The sequence below is a fragment of the Pseudomonas sp. E6002 genome (genome assembly GCF_013385565.1).
Classification (GTDB): domain Bacteria; phylum Pseudomonadota; class Gammaproteobacteria; order Pseudomonadales; family Pseudomonadaceae; genus Aquipseudomonas.
On record NZ_JACAPT010000038.1, the window covers coordinates 25,706 to 50,003 of the forward strand.

Genomic DNA, 24,298 nt, shown 5'->3' on the forward strand with positions numbered 1-24,298 from the left:
CATGACTCCACGTTTCAACACCCAGGTTGCGCTGGTGACCGGCGCCGCCCAGGGCATCGGCCGGCGGGTTGCCGAGCGTTTGCTGGAAGAGGGCGCCTGGCTGGTGGCCGTCGATCGCTCGGAACTCGTGCATGAATTGCAGCATGAGCGGGCGCTGATCCTCACCGCCGACTTGGAGCAGCATGCCGAATGTGCCCGTGTGACGGCCGCTGCCAAGGCGCGGTTCGGGCGTATCGACATCCTGGTCAACAACGTCGGCGGGACTATCTGGGCCAAGCCCTTCGAGCACTACGCCGAGAACGAAATCGAAGCCGAGGTGCGCCGCTCGCTGTTCCCGACCCTGTGGTGCTGCCATTGCGTGTTGCCCTACATGCTGGAGCAGGGCAGCGGTGCCATCGTCAATGTCTCGTCCGTGGCCACGCGCGGAGTGAACCGTGTGCCGTATGGCGCGGCCAAGGGCGGCGTCAACGCCTTGACCGCGTGCCTGGCCCTGGAGACCGCCGGCAGCGGCATTCGGGTCAACGCCACCGCACCCGGTGGCACCGAGGCGCCACCGCGGCGGATCCCGCGCAACAGCCAGCCCCAGAGCGACCAGGAGCGCGTCTGGTACCAGCAGATCGTCGACCAGACCCTCGACAGCAGCCCGATGAAGCGCTACGGCAGCATCGACGAACAAGCCGGCGCGATTCTGTTTCTGGCCTCTGATGAGGCCTCCTACATCACGGGCGTCACCTTGCCGGTAGGAGGCGGCGACCTCGGCTGACCCAGCGCCGTACCTGCAGACACTGACTCACAACAACAATAATGAGAGCACTGCCATGCGTACCCATGACGTCAATTCGATTATCGATAATGCCCATTTCAATCGTTTCCACTGGCTGGTGGTCAGCCTGTGTGCTGTGCTGTTGATCTTTGACGGTTATGACTTGTTCATCTACGGCGTGGTCTTGCCGTCGATCATGAAGGAATGGGGACTATCGCCCCTGCAGGCCGGCGCTCTGGGCAGTTATGCGCTGTTCGGGATGATGTTCGGCGCGCTGGTCTTCGGCAGCCTGGCCGACAAGTTCGGTCGCCGCAAAGGCATCGCCATCTGCTTTGCCTTGTTCAGCGTCGCCACGGTGATTAACGGTTTTGCCAGCAACCCGACTGAGTTCGGAATCTGCCGGTTTATTGCCGGGCTCGGCTGTGGCGGCCTGATGCCCAATGCGGCCGCACTGATTACCGAATACGCACCGAAGAAAATGCGCAGCATCCTGATGGCGGTGATGTTTGGCGGGTACTCGCTGGGCGGCATGCTGTCGGCCGGCGTGGGGATTTTCATGCTGCCGCGTTTTGGCTGGTCGTCCATGTTCTTCGCCGCGGCGATCCCGCTGCTGCTGATGCCGTTGATTGTGTACTGGCTGCCTGAGTCCATCGGGTTCCTGATTCGCCAGGGCCGCAAGGAACAGGCGCGTGAGCTGCTCAAGCGCCTGTCGCCGCAGACCGGGATCGACCCGCAAGACCAGCTGCTCGTCAGCGCCGGTAAAGGCAAGGGCGCTTCGGTGCTGGAGTTGTTCCGCCACGGCCTGGCCTTGAGGACGGCGGCGATCTGGGTCGCGTTTTTCTGCTGCCTGTTGATGGTCTACGCCCTGAGTTCCTGGCTGCCCAAACTGATGGCGGGTGCCGGTTACAGCCTGGGATCGAGCCTGTCGTTCCTGCTGGCGCTGAATTTTGGCGGCATCGCCGGGGCGCTTGTCGGTGGCTGGCTGTGTGACCGGCTTAACCTGGTGAAGGTTGTGATCGGTTTCTTTATCGCCGCGCTGCTCTCCATCAGCCTGCTGGGTATCAAGAGCCCGATGCCGGTCCTGTACCTGCTGATCTTTTTTGCCGGCGCCACCACCATCGGCACGCAAATCCTGCTGTACGCCGGCGCCGCACAACTCTATGGCTTGAACATTCGAGCCACCGGCCTGGGCTGGGCTTCCGGTATCGGTCGTACCGGCGCCATCGTCGGCCCGCTGCTGGGCGGCGCGCTGATGGGGATTGAACTGCCGCTGCACCTGAACTTCATGGCCTTTGCCATCCCCGGGGCCATCGCCGTGCTGGCAATGACGGCGTATGCGCTGAATGAACGTCGGGGCCGGCAGGAGGTGATCGCCGCCCCGGCGCAGTAACTGTCGATAACAATAACTAAGAGCAACGACATGAACACACAACGTATCTGGCTATCCCTGTTGGGCGTGCCCCTTGCGGCGACGGCGGCCGAGGGCGGGTTTTTCGAGGACTCCACCGCCACCTTGCAGGCGCGCAACTATTACTTCAGCCGCGATTTCTCGGACATCGTCGGCGCCAACAAGCAATCAAAGGCAGAGGAGTGGGGCCAGGGTTTTATCCTGACCTATAAATCCGGCTACACCCCGGGACCCGTGGGCTTTGGCCTGGATGCCCTGGGCACCCTCGGCCTCAAGCTCGACAGCAGCCCGGACCGCACCAATACCGGCCTGCTCCCGGTCAAGGGCGACGGCAGCGCCCCGCATGATTACAGCCGTTTGGGCCTGACCTTCAAGGCCAGGTTTTCCAGGACCGAATTGAAGGTCGGCGAACTGCAACCAAACCTGCCGGTGCTGGCCTTCAGCGATATCCGCTTGCTGCCGCCGAGCTATCAGGGCGTGAGTGTCAGCTCCGGCGAAATCGCCGGCCTTGCGCTGCAGGCCGGGCACTTGACCACCACCCGCCTGCGCAACGAAGCCGGCGACGAGAAAATGATCGCCATGCTCGGCCATGTGCCGCAACGCGGCGCTGAAAGTGATGGGTTCAACTACGTCGGCGGCGACTACGCCTTCAACACCAACCGCACCAGCGTCAGCTACTGGCATGGCCAACTCAAGGACATCTACCGCCAGGACTTTGTCGGCCTCAAGCACAGCCAGCCAATGGGCGAGTGGACGGTCGGCGCCAACCTCGGCTACTACGATGCCCGGGAAGACGGCGACAAACTGCTCGGCAAGATCGACAACCAGGCGTTTTTCTCGCTGCTGTCGGCCAAGCATGGCGGCCATATCTTCTACGTCGGTTATCAAGCCATGTATGGCGACAGTGCCTTCCCGCGGGTCTTCGCCAACATCACGCCGCTGGGCAACGAAGTACCCACCTACGAGTTTGCCTACACCGACGAGCGCTCCTGGCAAGTGCGGTACGACTATGACTTCGTGGCGCTGGGCATTCCGGGGCTGACCACCACCGTGCGTTATATCACCGGTAACAACGTGACCACCGGCGCGGGTTATGAAGGCAAGGATCGCGAGCGCGACCTGGATATCGGCTATGTGGTGCAAAGCGGCACATTGAGTGGCCTGGGCATTCGGGTGCGCAATGTCATGGCCCGTTCAAACTACCGCAGCGACATCGACGAGAACCGGCTGATCCTCAGTTACACCTGGAAGCTGCTTTAAACCCCGCCCTGGCACGTGCCCATGACCTGGTAGTGGACGGTATGGCTGGCGCCCTGGCTGTCGAGATACACCATGGTCGCCGGTTCTACCTGGCAGCTGCCCGGCACGGGCGTGATTGAAACAACGTGTTGGATATCCAGCGCTTCATTGCTGCCGGCCGCCATGGCGCCGGCGGCGGTGAAAAACAGGAGCAGGCTGAGCCATTTGATATTCATGATGAGTTCCTCTGTGAGTAGGGTTCATTTTAGTGATTGCCGCAGCGGGATAAAGACAGGAACAGGTGAATGACTCGTACGTATCACGTAGCAATCGAGGGGCAATGTTGATGGATTTGCTCAATGGCATGCAGGTGTTTGCCCGGGTTGTCGACACTGGCAGCTTTGCCGCAGCGGCCGAGGCGCTGGACCTGTCCGGGGCACACGTATCACGGTTGATCTGCGAGCTGGAAAAACACCTGCAGACCCGCCTGTTGCAACGCACCACCCGGCGCCTGGGCCTTACCGATTCGGGCGAGCGCTTTCTGTTGCGCTGTCGCGACATTCTTGAAGACGTCAGGGAGGCCACGGCAGAAGCCAGCGGCGCGCACCTCAACCCGCGCGGGCGATTGCGGGTGCATTGCATGAGCGGGTTGGGGGTGCTGATCACGCCGCTGATTGCCCGCTACAGCGAGCAATACCCGGACGTGTCCATCGAGTTGACCCTGTCCCAGCACAACCCGGACCCGCTTGAAGAGGGTCACGACGTGGTGATCTCCATCGCCCATTCGTTGCCGGATTCGGCGCTGGTCAGCCAGACGATCGGGCAGTTGTTCAGTGTGCCCTGTGCGGCACCGGGGTATCTGGCCCGGTACGGCGTGCCCGAGCATCCGCAGCAGTTGATGCAGCATCGACGGTTGCATCTGCAGGATTTCCAGGAGGATGCGTGGTTGTTCAAGGGGCAAGAGGGCGAGATTGCGATTTCGCCGGGTGACACCTTCAGGACCAATGTCGCGGATGCGATGGTCAAGGCGACGCAGGAAGGAATGGGCATCAGCTTGTTGCCGTTCTTCAGCGCCAACCCGGCGCTGCGCGAGGGCTCGTTGGTGCGGCTGTTGCCCGGATATCGGCTACGGGAGCGGAGCATTTTCGCGGTGTATCCATCAAGGCGCTTTCTGGATGCCAAGGTGCGGACGTGGGTCGGGTTTTTGCAGGCGCGATTGCCGGGGTTGTTGGCGGAGCAGTTGGCAGTGATTGAGGCACCTTGAGGCTAGCGCGTTGCCGTACGGCGAATGTAACGCGCCGGCGACGAGCCCAGTGTCTTGCGAAACATGCTGATGAACGAACTGACCGACTCGTACCCCAGCGCCTCGGCGGTTCGTTGCACCGACTCGCCCTCGGCCAGGCTCTGCAAGGCCACGATGATTTGCCATTGTTTGCGCCATTGGCCAAAAGTCAGGCCTGTTTCGCTCTTGACCAGGCGGGCCAGGGAGCGCTCGCTCATGGCCACCTGGCGTGCCCACTGGGCCATGGTGCAACGGTTTGACGGGGCCTGGGCCAGGCCGCGGGCGATGAAGCGCAACTGCGTAGCAGCGGGGAGCGGCAGGTACAACTGCTCCGAAGGAGCCAGTTCCAGTTGTTCAAGGAGCACGCTCGCCACGCGCGAATTGGCAGAGGCAGGCGGATAATCCTGGGGCTGGGCGCTCAGGTGCAGGATCAACGCCAGGACCAGCGGCGAAAGCACCAGCGTGCAGCATTTCTCCGGTAGCGCGGCGGCGCCGGGCTCGACAAACAGATAGCCGATCCTGCCGTTGGCGGTCACCCGGTTGCTGTGGGCGATACCGCCCGGAATCCACACGCCGAAGCCCGACGGCACCATCCACACGCCATCCTCTACGGTACACACGATACCGCCGTGATATGCCACCACCAGTTGGCCTTTGCGGTGGCTGTGCACGGGGAATTCGGTGTCGTTGCGCTGGCTGCCGAGCATCAACGCGACGGCGGGCTGATCAAAACTGTCCAGTTCGAATTGATCAACGCCCTGGAGCTTCATCTCGCCCATGTTGCACCGCCTCGATTGTCTGAAATTGATTATATCCTGGCAGCATACTCAATATCGGCACGACCTTGCAGTCCCTACCATCTTCATCAAGGCGATCAAGGTGATTGCCGACTGCGAGATTCAACCGATGCTCAGCGAAATCACGATTGCCCACCTCTACATTCCTCCGTTCTTGCTCTACGTCGGCGTTGCAGCCCTGGTGTACGGGCTACTGGAGCGGGCCCTGCGGCGCTGGCTGGATTGGGCCTGGCACCCCAGCCTGGCGCGTTTCTTTGTGTCGCTGATCGTGCTCTCGACCTTGGTTCTGAGCTTTTGAGGGCAGCGCGATGATCATCAAACACATCCTCAAGACCCTCGTCACCCTGGTGCTCGGGCTGGCCGCATTGCTGTTCTGCACGCAACTGTGGCGTGCCTATGAGTTGGCCCCCTGGACGCGGGACGGGCGTGTCAGCGCGCAAGTTATCCGTATTGCCCCCGAGGTGTCCGGCCAGGTCGAACACCTGCTGGTGGGTGACAACCAGTGGGTCGCCAAGGGCGCGTTGCTGTACCAGATCGATCGCAGCAGCTACTTGCTTGCCCAGCAACAGCGCACGGCCGAGCTTGCCGAGGCGCGCAGTGTTTTCGAGCAGCGCAGTGCACAGCTCAAACGCCGCAACCAGCTCGGCGATGCGATTGCGCGGGAGGAAGCCGACAACGCAGCCCGGGACCTGGCGGTAGCCAGGGCGCGCCTGGATGCGGCCCGCAGCCAACTGGCCCATGCGCGGCTGGATCTGGACCGCACGACGATTCGTTCGCCGGTCGACGGCTATGTGACCCAGTTGCGGCTGCAGCCGGGTGACTACGCGGCAGCGGGCGAGACCAATATCTTTGTGGTCGATAGCCATAGCTTCTGGGTCACCGGTTACTTCGAGGAGACCAAGCTGGCCGGTGTTCGGGTGGGGGCTGCGACGTCCATCAAGCTGATGGGTTTTTCACCGCTGCTCGAAGGGCATGTGGCGAGCATTGGTCGGGGCATTGCCGACGGTAACGAGCTGCGCAGTAACAGTGGTTTGCCCCAGGTGGCGCCTACGTTCAGCTGGATACGCCTGGCCCAGCGCGTGCCCGTGCGGATTGAACTGGACAAGGTGCCGCCCGGTGTGGAGCTGGCGGCGGGGATGACCGCCAGCATCGAGGTTGCCGAGGAGGGCACGGCGCCGCGCTGGAGGCTGGTGCAATGGCTTCAGGCGTTCATGTGATGCTCCGTGCACTGCGCATGCTGGGGGCATGGGAAGCTGCTACCTCGGGCTATGTGCTGCGTAGTCTTTTGGCGGCCTCATTGGCCCTGTGGCTGGGGTTCCAATTACACCTGGATTCGCCGTTCTCGGCCGCCTCAACCGTGTTGTTGCTGATCCATCCGCTGCAGGGGGCAGTGGTTGGCAAGGGCTTCCACCGGGCACTGGGCACCCTGGTGGGGTTGGCTGTGGCATTGGTCCTGACCAGCCTGTTCGCCCAGCAAATGCTGCTGTTTATCCTCGGGATTGGGGTATGGCTGGGCCTTTGTGTCGGCGCCATGACCGTGCTTCGGCACTACCAGGCCACGGCGGCGGTGGTCGCCGGCTACACCGTGTGCCTGGCCCTGGGGCCCGCCATCGTCGCGCCGCAGCAAGGTTTCGAACATATCGTCGGACGGGGCACGGCCGTTGTTCTGGGGGTGTTGAGCCTGAGCCTGGTGGCCACATTATTCAGCCGCAAGACCGTCGAGCGCACACTGACCATGGCACTTCGCGACGTCTCGTCGCGCACCCTGCGGTTATTGGCCGTGCGGTTTGACGGCGGGCCGGCGCGTGCGCAGGACCCGCTGGCCATCGATATCAGCAAAGTGGACGACCTTCTCGGGATTGGTCGGGGCGAGTCGGTGCTGATCCGCGCCAGGCTGGCGACCCTGCAGGCAGGACTTGCGTATCTGCATGCCGTGGTGCTCGACGAATGTGCGATACCTTCGCACGCTGGAATCGGCGCACAGTTGCGCCAGCTGGCTGAAGCCATGCCCGGGTTTTGCGTGGCGGCCGATCGTGTCCGGGAGCTGCAAGCCAGCCTTGAATCAGGCGCGAGCCAGCGGCGTCTGAATGAACCATTGGCCGAACTGGCCAGCGCCTTGTCGAGTTTTGCCTGCCTTGAGCGCGCGCCCCTGCCGCCGGCCCGCGCCGTGGGGTTTCACCGACACTACGGCGCTGCACTGCGTAACGGTGTGCGAGCGTTGCTGGCCACGCTGGCGACCGGTGCTGTCTGGTACCTCACCGGCTGGGACCAGGGGCCAACCTTGCTGGCCGTACTGGGTCCGTTCTGCACCTTGTTGGCCACCAGCGCGGCGCCCGAGCAAGGCATTGCGAGCCTTGCCAGGGGAACCTTCTACGCAATCCTGGCAGCGGCGGGGTGCAAGTTCCTGCTGTTGCCGCACATCAGCGGGTTCGGGTTGCTCACGGTGGTGCTGGTTGCGTTCTGGGCGGTCGGGATTCATGCCACGACCCGGCCGCGCCATGCCCTGCAAGGCGTCGCCTACCTGATTACGTTCAATACCCTGGTCGGCACCGCCGGGACCGCCCAATACGACTTCGCTGACTTCGCGAATCAAGCCCTGGCCTGGATGGTGACGCTTGCTATCTGCCTGCTGGCCTTCCAGTTGCTGCCGGGGAAACCCGCCAGCCACGCCGACGTCCTGAGGACCGCGCTGCACAAGGACACACGCCGGTTACTGCGTCACGGGCACCGCATGGATCTTCTGAAGTGGCAGGCCACGCAACAGCACCGGATGGTTGCCCTGCAAGCGCTGTCGGGCGCCGATGAGGCCGGTGCCGTCTCGCTTCAACTGGGTCGACAGTTAAGGTTGCTGCACCGCAAGACACGCGACCTGAAGCCTGATTCATCAATCGCCAGGTGTGTGCAAGCGGGCGACCGGCGTATTGCCAGATATGCCTTCGATTCAGCGATCAGCGCGGCCCAGGCCCGGCGTACGTCGAGATCACTGATCCGCCTTGGTGCCCGCGACCTGGCTGCTTGTTACCGGGATTTGGCGGGGTTGCTCGACCAATACCAGCGTGCCGATATCCGAACCCGTTTCAGCTAAAACAACGAAGGTGAGATGAAATGAAGCAACTCCTTATCTGGACGCTTTTCGGGATGATTGTGTCTGTGCCAATGGCGGTGCAGGCATCGGACGGGGCTGAGGCGCTGGCCCGCTGGCAACAGCAATTCAAACAAGAGCAAAAAAAGCTCGCTGAGCACCGGGCGGCTGGCCGCGATTCAAGGCCCAAGGCCGATCGCCAGCGATGAGCCGGTTCCCGGGGAATTGCAATCTATTCGGAGCGAAGTGACGAGTTCGGTGTGATGCCCGGCGGTGCTGTTGCTTTATAGGCTGTCCGGGTCGCCGAAGAACATCTGAATCCGCGACCTTAACCACCGTTCCCCCGGATCATTGTCCTGTGACCCACGCCACGCCATGTGCAATTCAAATGTGCGCACCGGCAGTGGCGGCTCCTCAGCCCGCAAGCCACCCGCTGAAGTCAACGCTTCAGCGGCATAGTCCGGCACGGTCGCGACAATATCGGTGCCCGCCAGCAATGTCCCCAGCCCATTGAACTGCGGCACAGCCAGCACGACATGGCGCTTGCGGCCCAGTTTTTCCAGTTCTTCATCCAGAAACCCGCTCAAATCCCCGGCGAATGACACCAGGGCATGGGGCCGCGCGCAGAAGTCATCCAGGCTCATGGAGCCCGGCATGCTGTCGGCCCGCAACAGCATCGGCTTGCTGCGGCGCAGGACTTTGCGTTTGGCGTTGGCCGGCAAATCGGTGGTGTAGCTCACGCCGATGGAGATTTCGCCGGAGGCCAGCAGGCCGGGCATCAGGATGTAGTTGACGCGGCGCACTACCAGCACGATGCCGGGGGCTTCGGCCCGCAGGCGCTTGAGCAGCAGCGGCAGCAGGGCGAATTCGACGTCGTCCGACAGGCCGATGCGGAATACCGCGGTGCTGGTGGCCGGGTCGAATTCGGAGGCGCGGCTGACGGCCGTGGAAATCGAGTCCAGGGCCGGGGAGAGCAGGGCGAAGATTTCTACCGCACGGGCCGAGGGCTCCATGCTGCGTCCGGTACGCACGAACAACGGGTCGTCGAACAGGCCGCGCAGGCGTGACAGGGCTGCGCTGATGGCCGGCTGGCCAAGGAACAGTTTCTCGGCAGCGCGGGTCACACTGCGCTCATGCATCAAGGTTTCGAATACGATCAACAGGTTGAGGTCGACACGACGCAGGTCGTTACGGTTCATCTTGTGTCCCAGGCGGCGTCAGTAAACTTGACGGGAGCGGTCATATAAGAACAATGACCGGCATGAATCTTACGGGGAAAGGCTGGTACTCTGCACCGGCTAATTCAGTTTTCCTACATGGCTTGGCACCTTTTCCGTATGTGCGGAATCAATGACAGGCATGTCGACTATTAACGGCGACCGGTGGTCTTGCCCCGAAAGCCCAGATAGAGTTCATGGCAATAGAGGTTACTTTGACGAGGTTTGCGATGTCCCGCACGATCCGTTTTCACAAGTTTGGTCCGGCCGAGGTGCTCAAATGCGAAGAGCATGCAGCCGCTAAGCCCGCACCGGGCGAAGTGCAGGTGCGCGTCGAGGCGATTGGCATCAGCTGGTACGACATTCTGTGGCGCCAGAACCTGGCGTCGTCCCATGCCCGCTTGCCTTCCGGCCTTGGCCATGAAATGGCCGGCGTGGTTGTGGCCGTTGGCGAGGGTGTCGACGACCTGGCGGTGGGTGACAAGGTCGCCAGCTTCCCGGCCGAGAGCCCGAATGACTACCCGGTGTACGGCGAACAGATCGTCCTGCCGCGCTCGGCCCTGACCCGCTACCCGGATGTCCTGAGCCCGATCGAAGCCAGCGTGCACTACACGCCGTTGCTGATTGCCTACTTTGCGTACATGGACCTGGCGCGGGTCAAACCCGGGCAATTCGCCCTGGTAACGGACGCCAGCCACTGTGCCGGCCCATCGTTTGTGCAGCTGGGCAAAGCCCTGGGGGTGCGGGTGATTGCCGCCACCAAGACCAGTGATGAGCGCGAATACCTGCTGTCCCTCGGGGCCGAGAAGGTCATCGTCACCGAAGAGCAGGACCTGCTGATGCAAGTCAACAAGTTCACCGACAACCGCGGCGTAGACGTGGTGTTCGATGGCTTGGGTGGCCCGCAGATGTCGTTGCTGGGTGATGTGCTGGCGCCGCGTGGCAGCCTGGTGCTGTACGGCCTGCAAGGTGGCAACCAGACGCCATTCCCGGCCTGCGCGGCGTTCCAGAAGAACATTCAGTTCTTTGTGCACTGCATCGGCAACTTCACCGGCAAACCGGAACTGGGCATCATCCAGGACCAGGTGGCCTTGCAGCGAGCCCTGCGTGACATCAACCAACTGACCGCCGACAAGGTGCTGGTACCGCTGAAAACCACGGTATTTCCGTTCAGCCAGTTCGTTGAAGCGCACCGCTATATGGACGAATGTCCGTGCCGTGAACGGGTTGCCTTGCAGGTAGAAACTGTTTGATCTGTGGGAATATTCTCAAGCGAGTATTCCTGCCCCCGGGCGCATGGGGCAAATGCGCCATTTGACAGGACTTAACCTGCCCACCGCTTGAATCGGGATTTCAGCACTTCAGCCCGATAAACCAGATGTATGCCCCTGACGCCGCCCTGAATCCCAGCGCGGCGTTGTCGTGTCTGCACACTCGATACTCCATGCAAGCCCCCATCTGAACCGGTTTTAGCCGGCGTTCTGTATCTGTTAATCATTATTCAAGTGCCGATAATTGCCCCGTCACTTTTATCTCAAGGATTGAGCAATGATTGAATATATGAAATCACCCCGTACATCCGTCAAGCCCAATAATGTTTCCCATGGCTGTTTTGCCGGAACATCAATATTGAAGTGGGTTATGTCGGATGCTTCTCTAGTTTGTAAGTTAAAGCAGCGTAGGAAGTTGTCAGAGCGTTCCTAAGACTTTCGGTTTGGGCTGCGTGCCCCTTGGCTTGGCGCCTTTTCGGGACTGGAAGCCCCCAAAGGCAGGCTTGGCAGGTAGGGCCCGGTGCTAATCTCCATTGAATGTCACATGTTGTAACGCCCCTACAGAAACAACAGGTCAGGCAAATGCCGTCAACGATTGCCCGAAACTGATATTTCAACTCAGGTAGTAGAACTATGAGCGCTATTCACGAACAAGCCATGAACTATGTCTATCAACAAGTATTGCAACGCTTGATAGGGCATTTCTCTCGAACAGAACGTACCTCGCTCCAGTTATTGATTCAACGAATCGTGGTAGCGGCAGGCGGCATGGAGCGGATCGGTGAATACAAGGTGCTGGTCGCTCACGGCGCAGGCGCCGGCAGCAGCTATGTCCTGGCGTTGTTGCGCGCAGCCCAGCTGACGCTTGCAGGCCGGGCGCCGCGGACGTTTCAACTGCGGGTCGCGACCTTGCGCCATGCCGGCATGTCGCAAAATGCCCTGGACACGCTGCATCGCGGCTACAGCGCGCTGTTCCTGCATGACGATGCGCGTGTCGAATTGCTGATGGTCGAGAATCAGGAAGTCTTGCCGTTCAACCACCTGCGGCCGGCCTCCAGTGCGGCGCGCGACACCAGCCGGCGCAATATGCTGATGGTGGGGCACCTGACTTCGGGAGATCTTCGCCAAACCCTGTGCAACGACGCCTACCTGGCCCTCGGTGACTTTTACCAGCGCGTCACCACATGCAATGGGGGCGTGCACGCGCTGGTCAGCGGTGACTCCGCGCGCAAGCAGCGGGAGTACCTGGCGTGGCTGAAGAAGGCCGCGCTGGCGAGCGGTGCAGAGATCCCGCCGCGCCAGCCCCTGGTGCTCAGCGGGCTGTTCGCGCGCATGGACGAGTGGAGCAACGCCTATTACTGCGACCTTTACGGCGAGCGCTACGCCGTTGCCGATAAGTCCGACACGGACAACCATCGCCACTTGGCCTATATCGGCGCTGCCGACCTTAAGGACGCGGCCGAATACACCTCCGGGCCGCTGTTGCGTCAGTTCATGGGCTATGAACCGGACGAGTTTGGCTTTCATTTCAGCCACGCGAGCTATGCGAACCCGTTGCTGATGGCCCATCTGCGGGGCCTGCAGGCCGAGTGCCTGCGGGAACTGGATTACGAGGAGGGCGCACAGGGCTTCATGCAGCAGGCCGCGCTGTTCATGCGGCGCAAGCAGATTCCCGAACACCTGATTGCCCAGGCAGCGACCCAGGATGGCCGAGCGCTGGCGGCCGACTACGCGCAGGCGATGTTCCGATTGGATGAAAGCCAACTGAACTGCCTGATGTTTTCGCCGTTTATCCGTCACGGCGAGCGCCTCGAAAGCTTTTTGCGCCAATGCCACCCCGGCATGCTGGTGGCACTTCCCGAGCTGCACAAGGCGCTGCAAGGCAAGCCGGTGGCCGAGATGCTGGTGCAATGGGCCATCGACATCAGCGGGTTGCCGATCGACCTGCTGCAACATCTCTATCGCAAGCGGCCAGCCACCGGCGTGCCGGGCATGGCCGAGACGCCACAGCAAGATGCGCCCGCCCTGGCAGCCTACCAACTGGCGGGGCGTTAAGCGGGTGGCGGCGGGTGACCAGCGATGAACCTCAGGGACGACCGGCAAACCGACTTCGCCTACCAGGCGGTGTATCGCTACATGATCAACCTCATCGGCGAGGTGGGCACGGATGCCCGGGTAAAACTGCCATCATTGCGGCAGCTGGCGGAGCGCCTGAATGTGTCGATCTCGACCATTCAATACGCTTATTCGTTGCTCGAGAAGGAGGGCCGGGTGTACTCGGTGCCCAAGTCGGGCTACTACGCCTGGCCGGTGTTGAATAGACCGCCAGGCAGCAGCGGTGGCGACCTGCTGGAGCGCCTCTATGCCAGTGCGCGACGTCCGGGAATGCGCGTGCTCAGCGCCGATGAGCCGGCACTTGCGGCGTCACTGGACGCAGCGCTGTTGCTGCTCGAGCGCGAACTGTTGCGGCATTACCCGCATCATCTGCAGCCATGGTCGCAGCCCTGTGGCGTGTGGGAACTGCGGGCGACGCTCGCGGCGCGCTATACCTCGTCGCCGACCCGTTGCTGGCAGGCGGACGAGGTATACATCGGCGCCGACTTGCGCGGGGTACTGGAAATCCTGATCGAGGTGCTGGGTCTCAAGGGCGCTGCGATCATCGTCGAATCACCGTGTGACTGGCTGATCCTGCGGTTGTTGCAGGGGGCAGGCGTGAGGGTTCTCGAATTGCCATTCACGGCGGACGACGGCCTGGACCTGGCGTTGTTCGAGCACTTGCTCAGCACCGAGCCGGTGCAGCTGGCGTTGCTGTCATCCGGTGTCAGCCTGCCGTCCGGCGTAGTCCTGTCCACCCATGACCGCCTGCAGCTAGTGCGATTGCTGGACCAGCATGGCTGTTGGTTGTTAGAAAATGACAGCCATGGTGACCTCGGCTTCGGGCAGCCAATCACCGCGTTACGGGACCTGGCCAATCCCGAGCGGCTGATGGTGTTTTCCACGTTCGAGAAGATGCTCGGGCCGGAAGCGCCGTTTGGCTATTTGCTGTCGCGCCACCTCAGCGGCGAGCTGCAGCGCCAGTTCCTGTTGCGCGCATTCCGGTTGTCCTCTATCCGCCAGCGCGCGATTGCGCGGCTCTATCAAAGCGGGCGCATAGACCAGCATCTGCGGGAGTTGCGCCCGCAACTCAAAGAGCAGGCCCGGCTCATGGGCCTGCGGCTGGACACGCATCTGGGCAACCAGGTGAGCTACCGAATGCCTGCCGCTGGCGCGACCTTCTGGTTGCGCTCAGAGGCCCCGGTGGATATGCGCCAGGTGTTCCAGCGCCTGCTCACCCGGCAGGTGGTGATTGCGCCGGGGGAGTTGTTCAGCCTCAGTGGCCTGCACTGCCAGCATCTGCGGCTGAGTCATGCCGTTGACGGCGCCCATAACCTGGAGAATGCCCTGGGTGAGCTGGCTCTGGCGCTCAGGCAGGCACAGACCGGCACTGAATGAAATTTCGCTGATTGCTGTAGGATTTATAACGTCGCGGAGCAGTCCAAGTCCCAGTAAACTGCACTTTTTTCCGAATCCTTCTCTTTCCGAGGTTTATGCATGACTCTCAGTCCTTTTGCGGGCAAGCCGGCACCAGCTCAATTGCTGGTAGACATCCCGCGACTGGTAACGGCCTATTACACCGGCCAGCCTGATGCAGCGATCTCCACCCAGCGCGTCGCCTTTGGTACCTCCGGACACCGCGGCAGCTCGTTCGACCTGAGCTTCAATGAATGGCATGTGCTTGCCATCAGCCAGGCCATTTGCCTGTACCGTGAAGCCCAGGGCATCAACGGCCCGCTGTTTGTCGGCCTCGACACCCACGCGTTGTCCACCCCGGCCGGCGCCAGTGCGCTGGAAGTGCTGGCCGCCAATGGCGTGCACGTGATGCTCGCCGAAGGCGATGAGTACACCCCGACACCGGCGATTTCCCACGCCATCATTTGCTACAACCGCGGCCGCACCAGTGGTTTGGCCGACGGCATCGTGATCACGCCGTCCCACAACCCGCCACAAAGCGGCGGCTACAAGTACAACCCGCCCAACGGCGGCCCGGCCGACACCCACATCACCAAGTGGATCGAAGCCAAGGCTAACGAACTGCTGGCCAATAAGCTGGCCGGGGTCAAGCGCATCACCCATGCCCAGGCGCTGAAGGCCGACACCACTCATCGCCACGACTACCTCAACACCTACGTGGCCGACCTGGTCAACGTCATCGACTTCGATGCCATCCGCAACGCTGGCTTGCGCCTGGGCGTCGATCCGCTGGGTGGAGCAGGGGTGCGCTACTGGTCGGCCATCGCCGAGCATCACCGCCTGAACCTCGACGTGGTGAACACCGAAGTGGATTCGACCTTCCGCTTCATGAGCGTCGACTGGGACGGCCAGATCCGCATGGACCCGTCCTCCAGCTACGCCATGCAGGGGTTGATCGGCCTCAAGGACCGTTATGACGTGGCCTTCGCCTGCGACCCGGACCACGACCGCCATGGCATCGTGACGCCGTCCGGTGGCTTGCTGGCGCCGAACAACTACCTGGCCGTGTCCATCGACTACCTGTTCCAGAACCGCCCCGAGTGGCGCGCTGATGCTGCGGTGGGCAAGACCGTGGTCAGCAGTGGCTTGATTGATCGCGTGGCCAAGCGCATTGGCCGTCGCCTGTACGAAGTGCCGGTGGGCTTCAAGTGGTTTGCCGATGGCCTGTTCGACGGTTCGCTGGGTTTTGGTGGCGAAGAAAGTGCCGGCGCCTCGTTCCTGCGCAAGGACGGCAGCGTGTGGAGCACTGACAAGGACGGTTTGATCCCGGCGCTGCTGGCGGCGGAAATGACCTCGCGCAAAGGCCAGGACCCAAGCCAGATTTATCGCGGGCTGACCGATGCACTGGGTGAGCCGTTCGCCATTCGGGTGGATGCCAAGGCGACTCCGGCGCAGAAGGCCTTGCTGGGCAAGCTGTCGCCAGACCAGGTGACGTCCACGCAGTTGGCCGGGGAAAGCATCCAGCAGATCCTCAGCCACGCGCCGGGCAATGACCAGGCGATCGGCGGGCTGAAAGTCATGACTGAAAACGGCTGGTTCGCCGCACGGCCATCGGGCACCGAGGACATCTACAAGATCTACGCCGAGAGCTTTATCGGCGAAGATCACCTCAAGCAACTGGTGGAAGAGGCCCAGGTGTTGGTAGACGGGGCGATCTCGGCTAACTGATACCCAACCTATGACTGATTAACCTGTGGCGAGGGAGCTTGCTCCCGCCGGACTGCGCAGCAGTCCCATTTTTGGGGGCGCTTCGCACCCCAGCGGGAGCAAGCTCCCTTGCCACATTCAAGCTCGGTCAGGCGAGGTCGACCAACACGATCTCGCTGTCCTCAACCGCTGTCACCCGCAGTACCTGCTCATCCTCAACCGCCACACCGTCTCGAGCTTGTGCACGCAAGCCATTGACTTCAATCACCCCGGTGGCCGGTACCAGGTACGCCCGGCGTCCGTTGTCCAGCCGATACTCGGCACTTTCACCGGCTTTCAGATTCGCCGCTACCAAGCGTGCATCGGCCCGAATCCGCAGGCTTTCGCTGTCTCCGGCCTTGCCACTGGCCAGGGTCACAAACCCTTCGCGGTCACCCTTCGGAAACGGCTTAGCGCCCCACGACGGCGGCAAACCGGCCTCATTGGGAATGATCCAGATCTGGAAAATCTTGGTCGGCGTAGCTTCCAGGTTGTACTCGCTGTGGGCGATCCCGGTGCCGGCGCTCATTACCTGGACGTCGCCGGCCTCGGTGCGGCCCTGGTTGCCCAGGTTGTCGGCATGGCTGATGGCGCCCTCACGCACATAGGTGATGATTTCCATGTCCCGGTGCGGGTGCTGCGGGAAGCCGGTGCCCGGTGCGATGAGGTCATCGTTCCACACCCGCAGGTTGCCCCAGTGCATGCGCTTGGGGTCATGGTATTCGGCAAACGAAAAGTGGTGGTGAGCGTCCAGCCAACCGTGATTGGCGCCGCCCAGGGTGTTGAAAGGTCGAAGTTCAAGCATGATCGTCTCCTGTGGATGGGAGCTATCATCCAGCAGCGCCAGATCGATAAAAAGCGTAAAAAATGCTGGATTCCTATCGAATGCTTCGATGCCGATGCTCAGGACTTGTCTTCACTTCATCGCCTAACTGCATGAGCGCAAAGCAATTGGCTGGAACTGTGGGGCATTTGCGGCGACCATAGGGCTCTTGTCCGAGTTAAAGCATCGCAGGAGTCCGCGTGCCGCAACACACCCCCGATCTGCCTCCCGAACTGCGGCCACTGGCCGAAATGCCCCTGTTGAAACGGCTCGCCGCCCGATTATTCGGTCACGGCCTGACGCGCCTGCGGGCACAGCACCGTTTCTCATGGCTGCATGGCCAGGCCGACGGCTTTCGCAGTGGCCACACGGCCGGCGTGGAGTATGGCTATAAGGAAGGCAAGGCGGATGGTATCGAAGAAGGCCGCCAGGTCCTGCTGATTCGTGACTTCCGGCCGGATGAGCACACTGCGCCGGGTGTTGACGACAATCTGTTCGATGATTGGCGCCTGCCGCTGACCGCCGAGTTGAAAAAACGCATCAAGGCTGATGTGGCGCGCCTGCTGCCGGCCCATGCCCAGCCGAGTGCGGCGCAATGGAAGATGATTTTCAGCGATACGCCGTCCACCTCGGTGATCGCCGGCGCCGGCGCGGGTAAATCCACCTCGCTGGTGCTGCGTATCCTGCTGCTGACCCATTACCTGGGCTTCGAGCTGAGCTCGATGACGGTGGTGACCTTCACCCGTGAGTCGCGCAAGGACTTCATCAACAAGCTCATGGAAATTCTCGCCTTGTGGGGCCAACCCCTTGGTATGAAAGACGCGCAAGCGGTGGTGCGGACCTTTCACTCACGCATCCTGCCAATGGTGCGCAGCCTGCCGGGCCTTGAGCGGCTGCAGGCGTTCGAGAACCTCAATGCGCGGACCGAAGCGGGCTTTGATGAGGCCGACAGCAACCCCTTCGAATTGCGGATCAACGACGCCCAGCGCCAGCAACTGAATGCCTGCTATCACCGGCTGCATGGCCGCCATGAACGCTTCCGCGAACTGATCGCCCCGCTGGCGCGCCATGCCCTGCAACTCAAGGAGCTGGAGCGCGATCACCCGGACGTGCAAAAACGCGTGGCGGTGACCGAACTGGCGGCCAAGCGCGATGAAGAACTCTGCGATGTGATCGAAGACCTGTGGTTTCGTGCCGGCGCCTGGCCGATCAAGGGCATCGAGCCCAATCGCCAGACGTTCGATATCAACGGCGCGAAGTTTCACTGCCATGGCTACATTGCCGAACTGGATGCCTGGGTCGTACTGGGCTTCGACCCGCGGGAAAATGCCCAGGTCAGTCGACCCGGGTCCAAGCTGTCAGTACGTGCCGAATGGGCGGTAAAGCGAACCCTGTTTCAAGCTTTCTGCCGTAAACCATTGATATGGCTAGAAAGCTACGAGTCTTCCAAGCGGCTTTTAAGCAGCCTGGCAGGTGACGCAACAACGGGCCCGGGCTTCGATTACAAGGTCAAGGGCGAGCTGGGTTCGGCACCGTTGCTGGACAGCTTTGTTGCCGCCGCCGGGTTCATCGAGAACCTCGGGCTGGATGTGCCCACCGCCGTGGGCAAGATGAGTTTTGCCAAGGATGATCCAGACCGTTTTTACTTCGAGGCACTGAGCATTTTCTGGAAGGCCCTCGAAGATCACTTGCTGGACCAGTCGCCACCGGTCATGACCTACAACCGGATGTTCTCGCTGTTTGGCGAAAACACCCCGGAGAACCTGAAGTTGCTCAGCGACCCGCTGCTACGGCCGATGTCGCACCTGATGATCGACGAATTCCAGGACGTATCGCCGCAGATCGTCTCGTGGATCCGGGCCAGCCTGCGGGAGATCCGCAGCCGTGGGCCGGCCATGCACGTGGGGCGTGGGGCCCAGCGCTCTTCGCTGTTGTGCGTGGGCGATGACTGGCAGTCGATCTATGGCTGGCGTGGCAGTTCGCCCAAGTATTTCATGGAGTTCAACAAGGAGTTCCCGTCACCCACGACCACCCGGGTGATGCTGGGCGAGAACTACCGCAGCCATCAGCACGTGATCGATGCTGCCGAGCACATTGTGCGGGCGGCCCCGGCCATCAGCGGCAAGAAAGCCAAGGCCAGTGGAACCGCGAAGGAGTTGGTGCCGGTCACGGTGCGTGACCGTGACGATGCGGCGCTGGGCCAACAACTGCTGGCGCACTATCAAAAGGGTGACTCGGTGTTAATGCTGTATCGAAAAAGCAGCGATAAGTCATTGATGCAAGAGCATATTCAGTCGGTAGTTAATGTGGATTCTAGTTTGTCGTACGGCAGCCGCCGGCTCAAGCAACTGACTTATCACAGCGCCAAGGGCTTGCAGGCGGATGCGGTATTCCTGCTGGGCGACTGCCAGCACTTGACCAGTTCGCCGTACAAGAACCAGGTCTACCGCATGGCAGGACTGGGCAAGGACGGCGATACCGAAGCTTACGACAGCGCGCAGAAAGACGAAGTGCTGCGCCTGGCCTACGTGGGCATTACCCGGGCGGTGAGCCATTGCTATTGGTATGTCGACGGCCAGGATGGCCAAGGGGTGAACGTGCCAAAGGCTTCGGACCGGGTTGCCGGGGACAAACCGTTTTTTGACGACCAGCGCATCAGCAAATCATAAGGGGTGACGTTGAATCCTGTGGCGAGGGAGCTTGCTGTGGCGAGGGAGCTTGCTCCCGCTGGAGTGCGCAGCGCTCCCAGGATTTTGGGGCTGCTACGCAACCCAGCGGGAGCAAGCTCCCTCGCCACAGGATACCTGCGTTGCCAGATCAAGCCCGCAGCGACAGCGGCGGCACAAACGACTCCAGTTCATCCTCAACCGCCTCGATGATCCGTTCCACGTCCGCAGCGTTCATCACCGTGGCGCAAGGGATACCGGCAATTGCAATCAGGGTTTCCCCGCTGGCGCGGTCGAACAGGCGTGCGATCATACTGCCGGGAGCATCCATGCTCGCCTCAAAGCCCATGGGATGAAAGTGCCAGCGCATCAACTGGCAGGCGTTGGGGAATGTCACTTTGTTCATGTTGCCCACCTTGTTCATTGAGCGCTTCCTTTAGCTCGCTGCAGGGGCGCCATGACCGTCACTGGTCCTGGCCGTCGTGAGCACTAAAAATAGCATTCGTTCGCATCGGGCATGGGAGTTTTTTCGTCCCGTCCGGCAGTTGTTTTCAATAACGTTGATATGGGTCACGTGCTGCGTGGTATTAAGCGAAAGGCCATTAGTCGGAAATATCAAATGGCCGTTGAGCGGGTACGGGCAGTTGGGCAAGCTGCCTCTTTTTTCAGCGGCGTAGAGCGCTCAATGCAAGACATCATTCCGGATGACTCCCAGAAAACCCAAGCTACGGCCAAGCTGGTACTGCGTCACCATCTGTGCTGGCGGGATCGGGACCTGGATGGAGTGATGTCGTACTACCATCCGGACATCCAGTACCACGATTTCTTCCAGAACCGCGTGGTGGGTGCCGGCGAGCTGCGCGAATACCTGCAAGCCAGCATGCCCCGTGGCGCCGACGAAGCGATCGAACACACCGACCGCATCCGCGCCGACGGCGACACCGCGTTCATCCAATACCGCATCACCTTGCGTGGCGGCCAGGGCCTGGTGTCGTTTCGCACCAGCGAAGCGATTACCGTGCGCGATGGCTTGATCTGGCGGGTCAACGAGTACGCCTCCCTGGTCCACGAGCAGTCTGCCAGCCGCCGCGAGACCACACGCCCGACCGTCAGCCGCCTGGGCCTGTCGCCGCAGCAACTGAGCTACATGGCCAACGACCTGCAACAGTACTTCGAGCGCCAGCAACCCTATCTGGACCCCGAACTGGACCTGCAACGGGTGGCGAAGGAGTGCGGGTACAGCCGCAACCAGATTTCCTACCTGTTGAACCAGGTGCTGGGGCAAAGTTTTTATCGCTACGTCAACCAGGCACGCCTCCAGCATTTGCTGGCTGCACTGGAAATGGCCGCGCCGCCGATCCGCATCGACGAACTGGCGTTTGACGCCGGCTTCAATTCGACGTCGGCGTTCTACAGCAGCTTCCGCCAGCACACCGGCCTGTCGCCAAAGGCCTACGTCAAACAAATTTCCCTGCGTGCACGCGCGCAAGACAGCCCCTGAGGCCAGGCTCTAGGATCACTGCCATCGAAGTGTGGTGGTGGAGCTTGGCATGCCTGCATGGCGCAATATCAGTTTATGGATGGACCAGTTGGACGAGTCGCTGCTGGCACGCGCGTCCCTGGAGCAGGACCTGGACGTCAACGTGGCCATCATCGGCGCCGGCTACACCGGGCTCTGGACCGCGTATTACCTGAAGCGCCAGGCGCCCGAGCTGAAAATCGCAATCATCGAGGCGCAAACCGCCGGGTTCGGTGCCTCGGGCCGTAACGGCGGCTGGCTGATGGGCAACCTGCTGGGAGAGGACCGCCTGTTGGCCGGCCTGACCCCGGAACAGCGCCGGGCCTCGTTCGACCTGCTGCACGCCATCCCCGACGAAGTCGCGCAAGTGATCGAGCGCGAAGGCATCGACTGCGACTACCGCAAGGGTGGTGTGCTGTATTGCGCCGCGCGCTACCCCGAACAGGAAGCCACCCTGCGTGCGTACCTGGCCAAACTTCACAGCCAGGGCCTGACCGACGACGACTACCGTTGGCTTGGCCCGCAACAACTGGCCGAGCAGATCCGTATCGCCAAGCCTTATGGCGGCATCTATGCACCCCACGTTGCCACGATTCACCCGGCCAAGCTGGTGCGCGGCCTGGCGCGGTTGGTGGAGCGGATGGGCGTCAAGATCTACGAAAACAGTCCCGTCACCCATTGGCAGTCCGGCAGCCTGCGCACGGACAAAGCCTCGGTGCGCGCCTCCTGGGTGGTGCCGGCGGTGGAAGGGTATGCCACCACGCTGGCTCCGCTGGGGCGCTATCAGTTGCCGGTGCAAAGCCTGATAGTTGCCACCGAGCCGTTGCCGGCCAGCACCTGGGACGAGATCGGCCTGAATCGTGGCCAGGCGTTCGGCGAGAGCAGCCGGCAAGTGACTTACGGCCAGCGTTCGGCGGACAACCGCCTGGTGTTCGGCGCTCGCGGGGGTTATCAGTTTGCCGGCAAGTTGCGGCACAACTTCGAGCTCACCGACAGCGAAGTCGAACTGCGTCGCTACCTGTTCGGCGAACTGTTCCCGCAGCTCAAGAAAGTCCGGATCACCCACGCCTGGGGCGGCAACCTGGGCATGTCCCGGCGCTTCAAGCCGCACATGCTCTGCGATCACGCGGCAGGCATCGCCCTGGCCGGTGGTTACGGCGGCGAGGGCGTAGGCGCCAGCAACCTCGGTGGCCGCACCCTGGCGGACTTGATCCTGGGGCTCGATACGCCGTTGGTTCGCCAGCCATGGGTGATTCAGCCGGGCCGGCTGGACGGGCTCAAGGCCTGGGAACCGGAACCCTGCCGCTGGCTGGGCTACAACGCGATCATCCGCAGTTTTGTGCATGAGGACCAGGTGTTGGCCAACCCCAACACCGCCCCGTGGCGCCGCAAACTGGCCAGCGGGGTTGCCGGGTTCATGGAAGGTTTCATGCACTAAGTCGTTTCAATCACCACAGGTATGAACATGAGCATTACCCAGTTCAAAGACACACTCAGCGCCCATTTGCCGGACTCCTCGCCCGTCGCCGTGCCACTGGGCACACCGGTCGCGGTGGCCTCGACCTTGAGCGTGGAACGTAGCGACGGCGTCGAAACCGGCATCTGGGAATGCACGCCCGGGCGCTGGCGCCGGCAGATCAAAGCCCAGGAGTTTTGCCACTTTATCCAGGGACGGTGCACCTTCACCCCCGACAACGGGGAAATGCTCCACATAGAAGCCGGCGACGCACTGATGTTGCCGGCCAACAGCACCGGTATCTGGGACATCCAGGAAACCGTGCGCAAGACCTATGTATTGATCCTCTGATTCTTTGATCTTTGATCGCCTGCCATAAAAACAGCCCTAAAACCGCCAGGAAATCGAACCATGAGACCCATTGCCCTGTTGCCGCTGGTATTCGTCGCCACCCTCAGCCAAGCCGCCGAGACGGTGAAGATCTACAACTGGTCGGACTATATCGCCCCCGACACCACCAAGAACTTCCAGAAAGAAACCGGCATCGGTTTCACCTACGACGTGTACGACAGCAACGAAACCCTCGACGGCAAGTTGATGACCGGCAAATCCGGCTATGACGTGGTGTTCCCCTCCAACCACTTCATGGCCCGGCAGATCCAGGGCGGGGCGCTGAAGAAACTCGACAAGAGCCAGTTGCCCAACTGGAAGAACCTCAACCCGGTGCTGCTCAAGGCCCTGGAAAACAACGACCCGGGCAACGCCCACGGCTTCCCGTACCTGTGGGGCAGCACCGGTATCGGCTACAACATCGACAAGGTCAAGGCGGTACTCGGCGACAACGCCCCAGTGGATTCCTGGGACCTGATCTTCAAGCCCGAGAACATGCAAAAACTGCAGAAGTGTGGCGTCGCCATCCTCGACAACGGCCCGGAACTGCTGCCCGCGGCCCTCAACTACCTGGGCCTGCCGCACCACAGCAAAAAGGCGGAAGACTACAAAAAGGCCGAGGACCTGCTGATGAAAGTGCGGCCGTACGTGGCGTATTTCCACTCCTCGAAATACACCGCCGACCTGGCCAACGGCGACATCTGCGTGGCCGTCGGCTTCTCCGGCGACATCCTCCAGGCCGAAAGCCGCGCCAAGGAAGCCAGGAATGGCGTGAACATCGGCTACAACATTCCCAAGGAAGGCGCCGCCATCTGGTTCGACATGGTCGCCATGCCCGCCGATGCCCCGGATGAAAAAGCCGGCTATGCGTTCATGAACTACCTGCTGCGCCCGGAAGTGATGGCCAGCATCACCAACTACGTGCACTACGCCAACGGCAATGCCGCGGCGGACAGCCTGGTGGACCCGGCAATCAAGAGCGACACCAAGGTGTACCCAAGTCCGGAAATGATGGGCAAGTTGTTCGCACTGGAAGCAATGCCACTGAACATCGACCGGATTCGTACGCGGGTGTGGAACACCATTCGTACCGGGCGTTGATGATCGTTCCCACGCTCCGCGTGGGAAT

The 24,298-nt window shown here is 61.7% G+C and carries 22 protein-coding genes; 17 read left to right on the top strand and 5 right to left on the bottom strand.

Annotated features, from left to right (window positions below):
- Position 1: 1 nt before the first annotated feature.
- Genes HX815_RS27425 through HX815_RS27435 form a run of 3 tightly spaced genes read left to right on the top strand, consistent with a single transcriptional unit; the run spans position 2 to position 3,431 of the window.
- Positions 2-763 (top strand): 1,6-dihydroxycyclohexa-2,4-diene-1-carboxylate dehydrogenase, encoded by a 762-nt coding sequence (locus HX815_RS27425; protein WP_177029217.1) that lies wholly within the window; start codon positions 2-4, stop codon positions 761-763.
- 55 nt (positions 764-818) lie between these two features.
- Entirely contained in the window at positions 819-2,153 is a 1,335-nt protein-coding gene (locus HX815_RS27430) for an MFS transporter (RefSeq protein WP_177029218.1), read from the top strand.
- A gap of 30 nt (positions 2,154-2,183) precedes the next feature.
- Entirely contained in the window at positions 2,184-3,431 is a 1,248-nt protein-coding gene (locus HX815_RS27435; protein ID WP_177029219.1) for an OprD family porin, read from the top strand.
- Here HX815_RS27435 and HX815_RS27440 read toward each other — a convergent pair.
- A complete protein-coding gene (locus tag HX815_RS27440) occupies positions 3,428-3,646 on the bottom strand; it encodes a DUF2790 domain-containing protein (protein ID WP_003210829.1) in 219 nt (72 codons plus the stop codon). The genes HX815_RS27435 and HX815_RS27440 overlap by 4 nt on opposite strands.
- 110 nt (positions 3,647-3,756) lie before the next feature.
- On the opposite strand from HX815_RS27440, the gene HX815_RS27445 reads away from it, so the two are divergent.
- On the top strand, positions 3,757-4,674 hold the full coding sequence (locus tag HX815_RS27445) for a LysR family transcriptional regulator (RefSeq protein WP_087694537.1): 918 nt from the start codon (positions 3,757-3,759) through the stop codon (positions 4,672-4,674).
- 2 nt (positions 4,675-4,676) lie between these two features.
- On the opposite strand, the gene HX815_RS27450 is transcribed toward HX815_RS27445, so the two are convergent.
- On the bottom strand, positions 4,677-5,471 hold the full coding sequence (locus tag HX815_RS27450) for a helix-turn-helix domain-containing protein (protein ID WP_008433826.1): 795 nt from the start codon (positions 5,469-5,471) through the stop codon (positions 4,677-4,679).
- Between the two features lie 127 nt (positions 5,472-5,598).
- Here HX815_RS27450 and HX815_RS32025 point away from each other — a divergent pair, with 127 nt between their 5' ends.
- From HX815_RS32025 to HX815_RS27470, 4 genes are read left to right on the top strand one after another with little or no spacing between them, the layout of a single operon-like run.
- Complete coding sequence (locus tag HX815_RS32025; protein ID WP_032899212.1) at positions 5,599-5,787, top strand: DUF1656 domain-containing protein; 189 nt, start codon at positions 5,599-5,601, stop codon at positions 5,785-5,787.
- Between the two features lie 10 nt (positions 5,788-5,797).
- Complete coding sequence (locus HX815_RS27460) at positions 5,798-6,706, top strand: HlyD family secretion protein (RefSeq protein ID WP_177009963.1); 909 nt, start codon at positions 5,798-5,800, stop codon at positions 6,704-6,706.
- The gene (locus HX815_RS27465) at positions 6,706-8,574 is read left to right on the top strand and encodes an FUSC family protein (RefSeq protein WP_177029220.1); all 1,869 of its coding nucleotides are present in this window, start codon (positions 6,706-6,708) and stop codon (positions 8,572-8,574) included. The genes HX815_RS27460 and HX815_RS27465 overlap by 1 nt, the downstream gene beginning before the upstream one ends.
- A gap of 20 nt (positions 8,575-8,594) precedes the next feature.
- The gene (locus HX815_RS27470) at positions 8,595-8,780 is read left to right on the top strand and encodes a hypothetical protein (RefSeq protein ID WP_134326668.1); all 186 of its coding nucleotides are present in this window, start codon (positions 8,595-8,597) and stop codon (positions 8,778-8,780) included.
- 75 nt (positions 8,781-8,855) lie between these two features.
- Here the strand turns inward: HX815_RS27470 and HX815_RS27475 are convergent, their stop codons facing one another.
- Positions 8,856-9,770, bottom strand: a complete 915-nt coding sequence (locus tag HX815_RS27475) for a LysR family transcriptional regulator (protein ID WP_003217142.1) — start codon at positions 9,768-9,770, stop codon at positions 8,856-8,858.
- Between the two features lie 248 nt (positions 9,771-10,018).
- Here HX815_RS27475 and HX815_RS27480 point away from each other — a divergent pair, with 248 nt between their 5' ends.
- From HX815_RS27480 to pgm, 4 genes are all read left to right on the top strand, one after another.
- Positions 10,019-11,041, top strand: coding sequence for a zinc-dependent alcohol dehydrogenase family protein (locus HX815_RS27480; RefSeq protein WP_003217140.1), 1,023 nt, complete (start codon positions 10,019-10,021; stop codon positions 11,039-11,041).
- 651 nt (positions 11,042-11,692) lie between these two features.
- Entirely contained in the window at positions 11,693-13,114 is a 1,422-nt protein-coding gene (locus HX815_RS27485; protein ID WP_177029221.1) for a hypothetical protein, read from the top strand.
- A 24-nt stretch (positions 13,115-13,138) separates the two neighbouring features.
- A complete protein-coding gene (locus tag HX815_RS27490) occupies positions 13,139-14,551 on the top strand; it encodes a PLP-dependent aminotransferase family protein (RefSeq protein WP_177029222.1) in 1,413 nt (470 codons plus the stop codon).
- Between the two features lie 99 nt (positions 14,552-14,650).
- Positions 14,651-16,297, top strand: coding sequence for a phosphoglucomutase (alpha-D-glucose-1,6-bisphosphate-dependent) (gene pgm / locus HX815_RS27495; protein ID WP_087694418.1), 1,647 nt, complete (start codon positions 14,651-14,653; stop codon positions 16,295-16,297).
- 127 nt (positions 16,298-16,424) lie between these two features.
- Here pgm and HX815_RS27500 read toward each other — a convergent pair whose 3' ends face one another.
- On the bottom strand, positions 16,425-17,120 hold the full coding sequence (locus HX815_RS27500; protein WP_003217133.1) for a pirin family protein: 696 nt from the start codon (positions 17,118-17,120) through the stop codon (positions 16,425-16,427).
- Positions 17,121-17,338: 218 nt separating this feature from the next.
- Here HX815_RS27500 and HX815_RS27505 point away from each other — a divergent pair, with 218 nt between their 5' ends.
- A complete protein-coding gene (locus HX815_RS27505) occupies positions 17,339-19,807 on the top strand; it encodes a UvrD-helicase domain-containing protein (RefSeq protein WP_177029223.1) in 2,469 nt (822 codons plus the stop codon).
- Positions 19,808-19,955: 148 nt separating this feature from the next.
- On the opposite strand, the gene HX815_RS27510 is transcribed toward HX815_RS27505, so the two are convergent.
- The gene (locus tag HX815_RS27510; RefSeq protein WP_003217129.1) at positions 19,956-20,228 is read right to left on the bottom strand and encodes a DUF1652 domain-containing protein; all 273 of its coding nucleotides are present in this window, start codon (positions 20,226-20,228) and stop codon (positions 19,956-19,958) included.
- Positions 20,229-20,489: 261 nt separating this feature from the next.
- Between HX815_RS27510 and HX815_RS27515 the strand changes: the two genes are divergently transcribed.
- The 4 genes from HX815_RS27515 to HX815_RS27530 are packed head-to-tail and all read left to right on the top strand — an operon-like array spanning position 20,490 to position 24,270.
- Positions 20,490-21,305 carry an AraC family transcriptional regulator gene (locus HX815_RS27515; protein WP_177029224.1) on the top strand — a complete coding sequence of 272 codons (816 nt, stop codon included), beginning with the start codon at positions 20,490-20,492 and terminating at the stop codon, positions 21,303-21,305.
- Between the two features lie 49 nt (positions 21,306-21,354).
- On the top strand, positions 21,355-22,761 hold the full coding sequence (locus tag HX815_RS27520; protein ID WP_008433786.1) for an FAD-binding oxidoreductase: 1,407 nt from the start codon (positions 21,355-21,357) through the stop codon (positions 22,759-22,761).
- Positions 22,762-22,788: 27 nt separating this feature from the next.
- Positions 22,789-23,130: a cupin domain-containing protein gene (locus tag HX815_RS27525; protein ID WP_003217122.1), complete on the top strand. Its 342-nt coding sequence runs from the start codon at positions 22,789-22,791 to the stop codon at positions 23,128-23,130.
- Between the two features lie 60 nt (positions 23,131-23,190).
- The gene (locus HX815_RS27530; RefSeq protein ID WP_177029225.1) at positions 23,191-24,270 is read left to right on the top strand and encodes a polyamine ABC transporter substrate-binding protein; all 1,080 of its coding nucleotides are present in this window, start codon (positions 23,191-23,193) and stop codon (positions 24,268-24,270) included.
- Positions 24,271-24,298 lie beyond the last annotated feature (28 nt).

Bases quoted from the DNA above. Each gene is read 5' to 3' on its own strand.
- HX815_RS27475 (WP_003217142.1), bottom strand. From the start codon at position 9,770: ATGAACCGTAACGACCTGCGTCGTGTCGACCTCAACCTGTTGATCGTA.
- HX815_RS27435 (WP_177029219.1), top strand. From the start codon at position 2,184: ATGAACACACAACGTATCTGGCTATCCCTGTTGGGCGTGCCCCTTGCG.
- HX815_RS27465 (WP_177029220.1), top strand. From the start codon at position 6,706: ATGCTCCGTGCACTGCGCATGCTGGGGGCATGGGAAGCTGCTACCTCG.
- HX815_RS27450 (WP_008433826.1), bottom strand. From the start codon at position 5,471: ATGGGCGAGATGAAGCTCCAGGGCGTTGATCAATTCGAACTGGACAGT.
- HX815_RS27500 (WP_003217133.1), bottom strand. From the start codon at position 17,120: ATGCTTGAACTTCGACCTTTCAACACCCTGGGCGGCGCCAATCACGGT.
- HX815_RS27430 (WP_177029218.1), top strand. From the start codon at position 819: ATGCGTACCCATGACGTCAATTCGATTATCGATAATGCCCATTTCAAT.
- HX815_RS27490 (WP_177029222.1), top strand. From the start codon at position 13,139: ATGAACCTCAGGGACGACCGGCAAACCGACTTCGCCTACCAGGCGGTG.
- HX815_RS27460 (WP_177009963.1), top strand. From the start codon at position 5,798: ATGATCATCAAACACATCCTCAAGACCCTCGTCACCCTGGTGCTCGGG.
- HX815_RS27515 (WP_177029224.1), top strand. From the start codon at position 20,490: ATGCAAGACATCATTCCGGATGACTCCCAGAAAACCCAAGCTACGGCC.
- HX815_RS27520 (WP_008433786.1), top strand. From the start codon at position 21,355: ATGCCTGCATGGCGCAATATCAGTTTATGGATGGACCAGTTGGACGAG.
- HX815_RS27510 (WP_003217129.1), bottom strand. From the start codon at position 20,228: ATGAACAAGGTGGGCAACATGAACAAAGTGACATTCCCCAACGCCTGC.
- HX815_RS27480 (WP_003217140.1), top strand. From the start codon at position 10,019: ATGTCCCGCACGATCCGTTTTCACAAGTTTGGTCCGGCCGAGGTGCTC.
- HX815_RS27440 (WP_003210829.1), bottom strand. From the start codon at position 3,646: ATGAATATCAAATGGCTCAGCCTGCTCCTGTTTTTCACCGCCGCCGGC.
- HX815_RS27525 (WP_003217122.1), top strand. From the start codon at position 22,789: ATGAGCATTACCCAGTTCAAAGACACACTCAGCGCCCATTTGCCGGAC.
- HX815_RS27470 (WP_134326668.1), top strand. From the start codon at position 8,595: ATGAAGCAACTCCTTATCTGGACGCTTTTCGGGATGATTGTGTCTGTG.
- HX815_RS27425 (WP_177029217.1), top strand. From the start codon at position 2: ATGACTCCACGTTTCAACACCCAGGTTGCGCTGGTGACCGGCGCCGCC.
- HX815_RS27485 (WP_177029221.1), top strand. From the start codon at position 11,693: ATGAGCGCTATTCACGAACAAGCCATGAACTATGTCTATCAACAAGTA.
- HX815_RS32025 (WP_032899212.1), top strand. From the start codon at position 5,599: ATGCTCAGCGAAATCACGATTGCCCACCTCTACATTCCTCCGTTCTTG.
- pgm (WP_087694418.1), top strand. From the start codon at position 14,651: ATGACTCTCAGTCCTTTTGCGGGCAAGCCGGCACCAGCTCAATTGCTG.
- HX815_RS27530 (WP_177029225.1), top strand. From the start codon at position 23,191: ATGAGACCCATTGCCCTGTTGCCGCTGGTATTCGTCGCCACCCTCAGC.
- HX815_RS27445 (WP_087694537.1), top strand. From the start codon at position 3,757: ATGGATTTGCTCAATGGCATGCAGGTGTTTGCCCGGGTTGTCGACACT.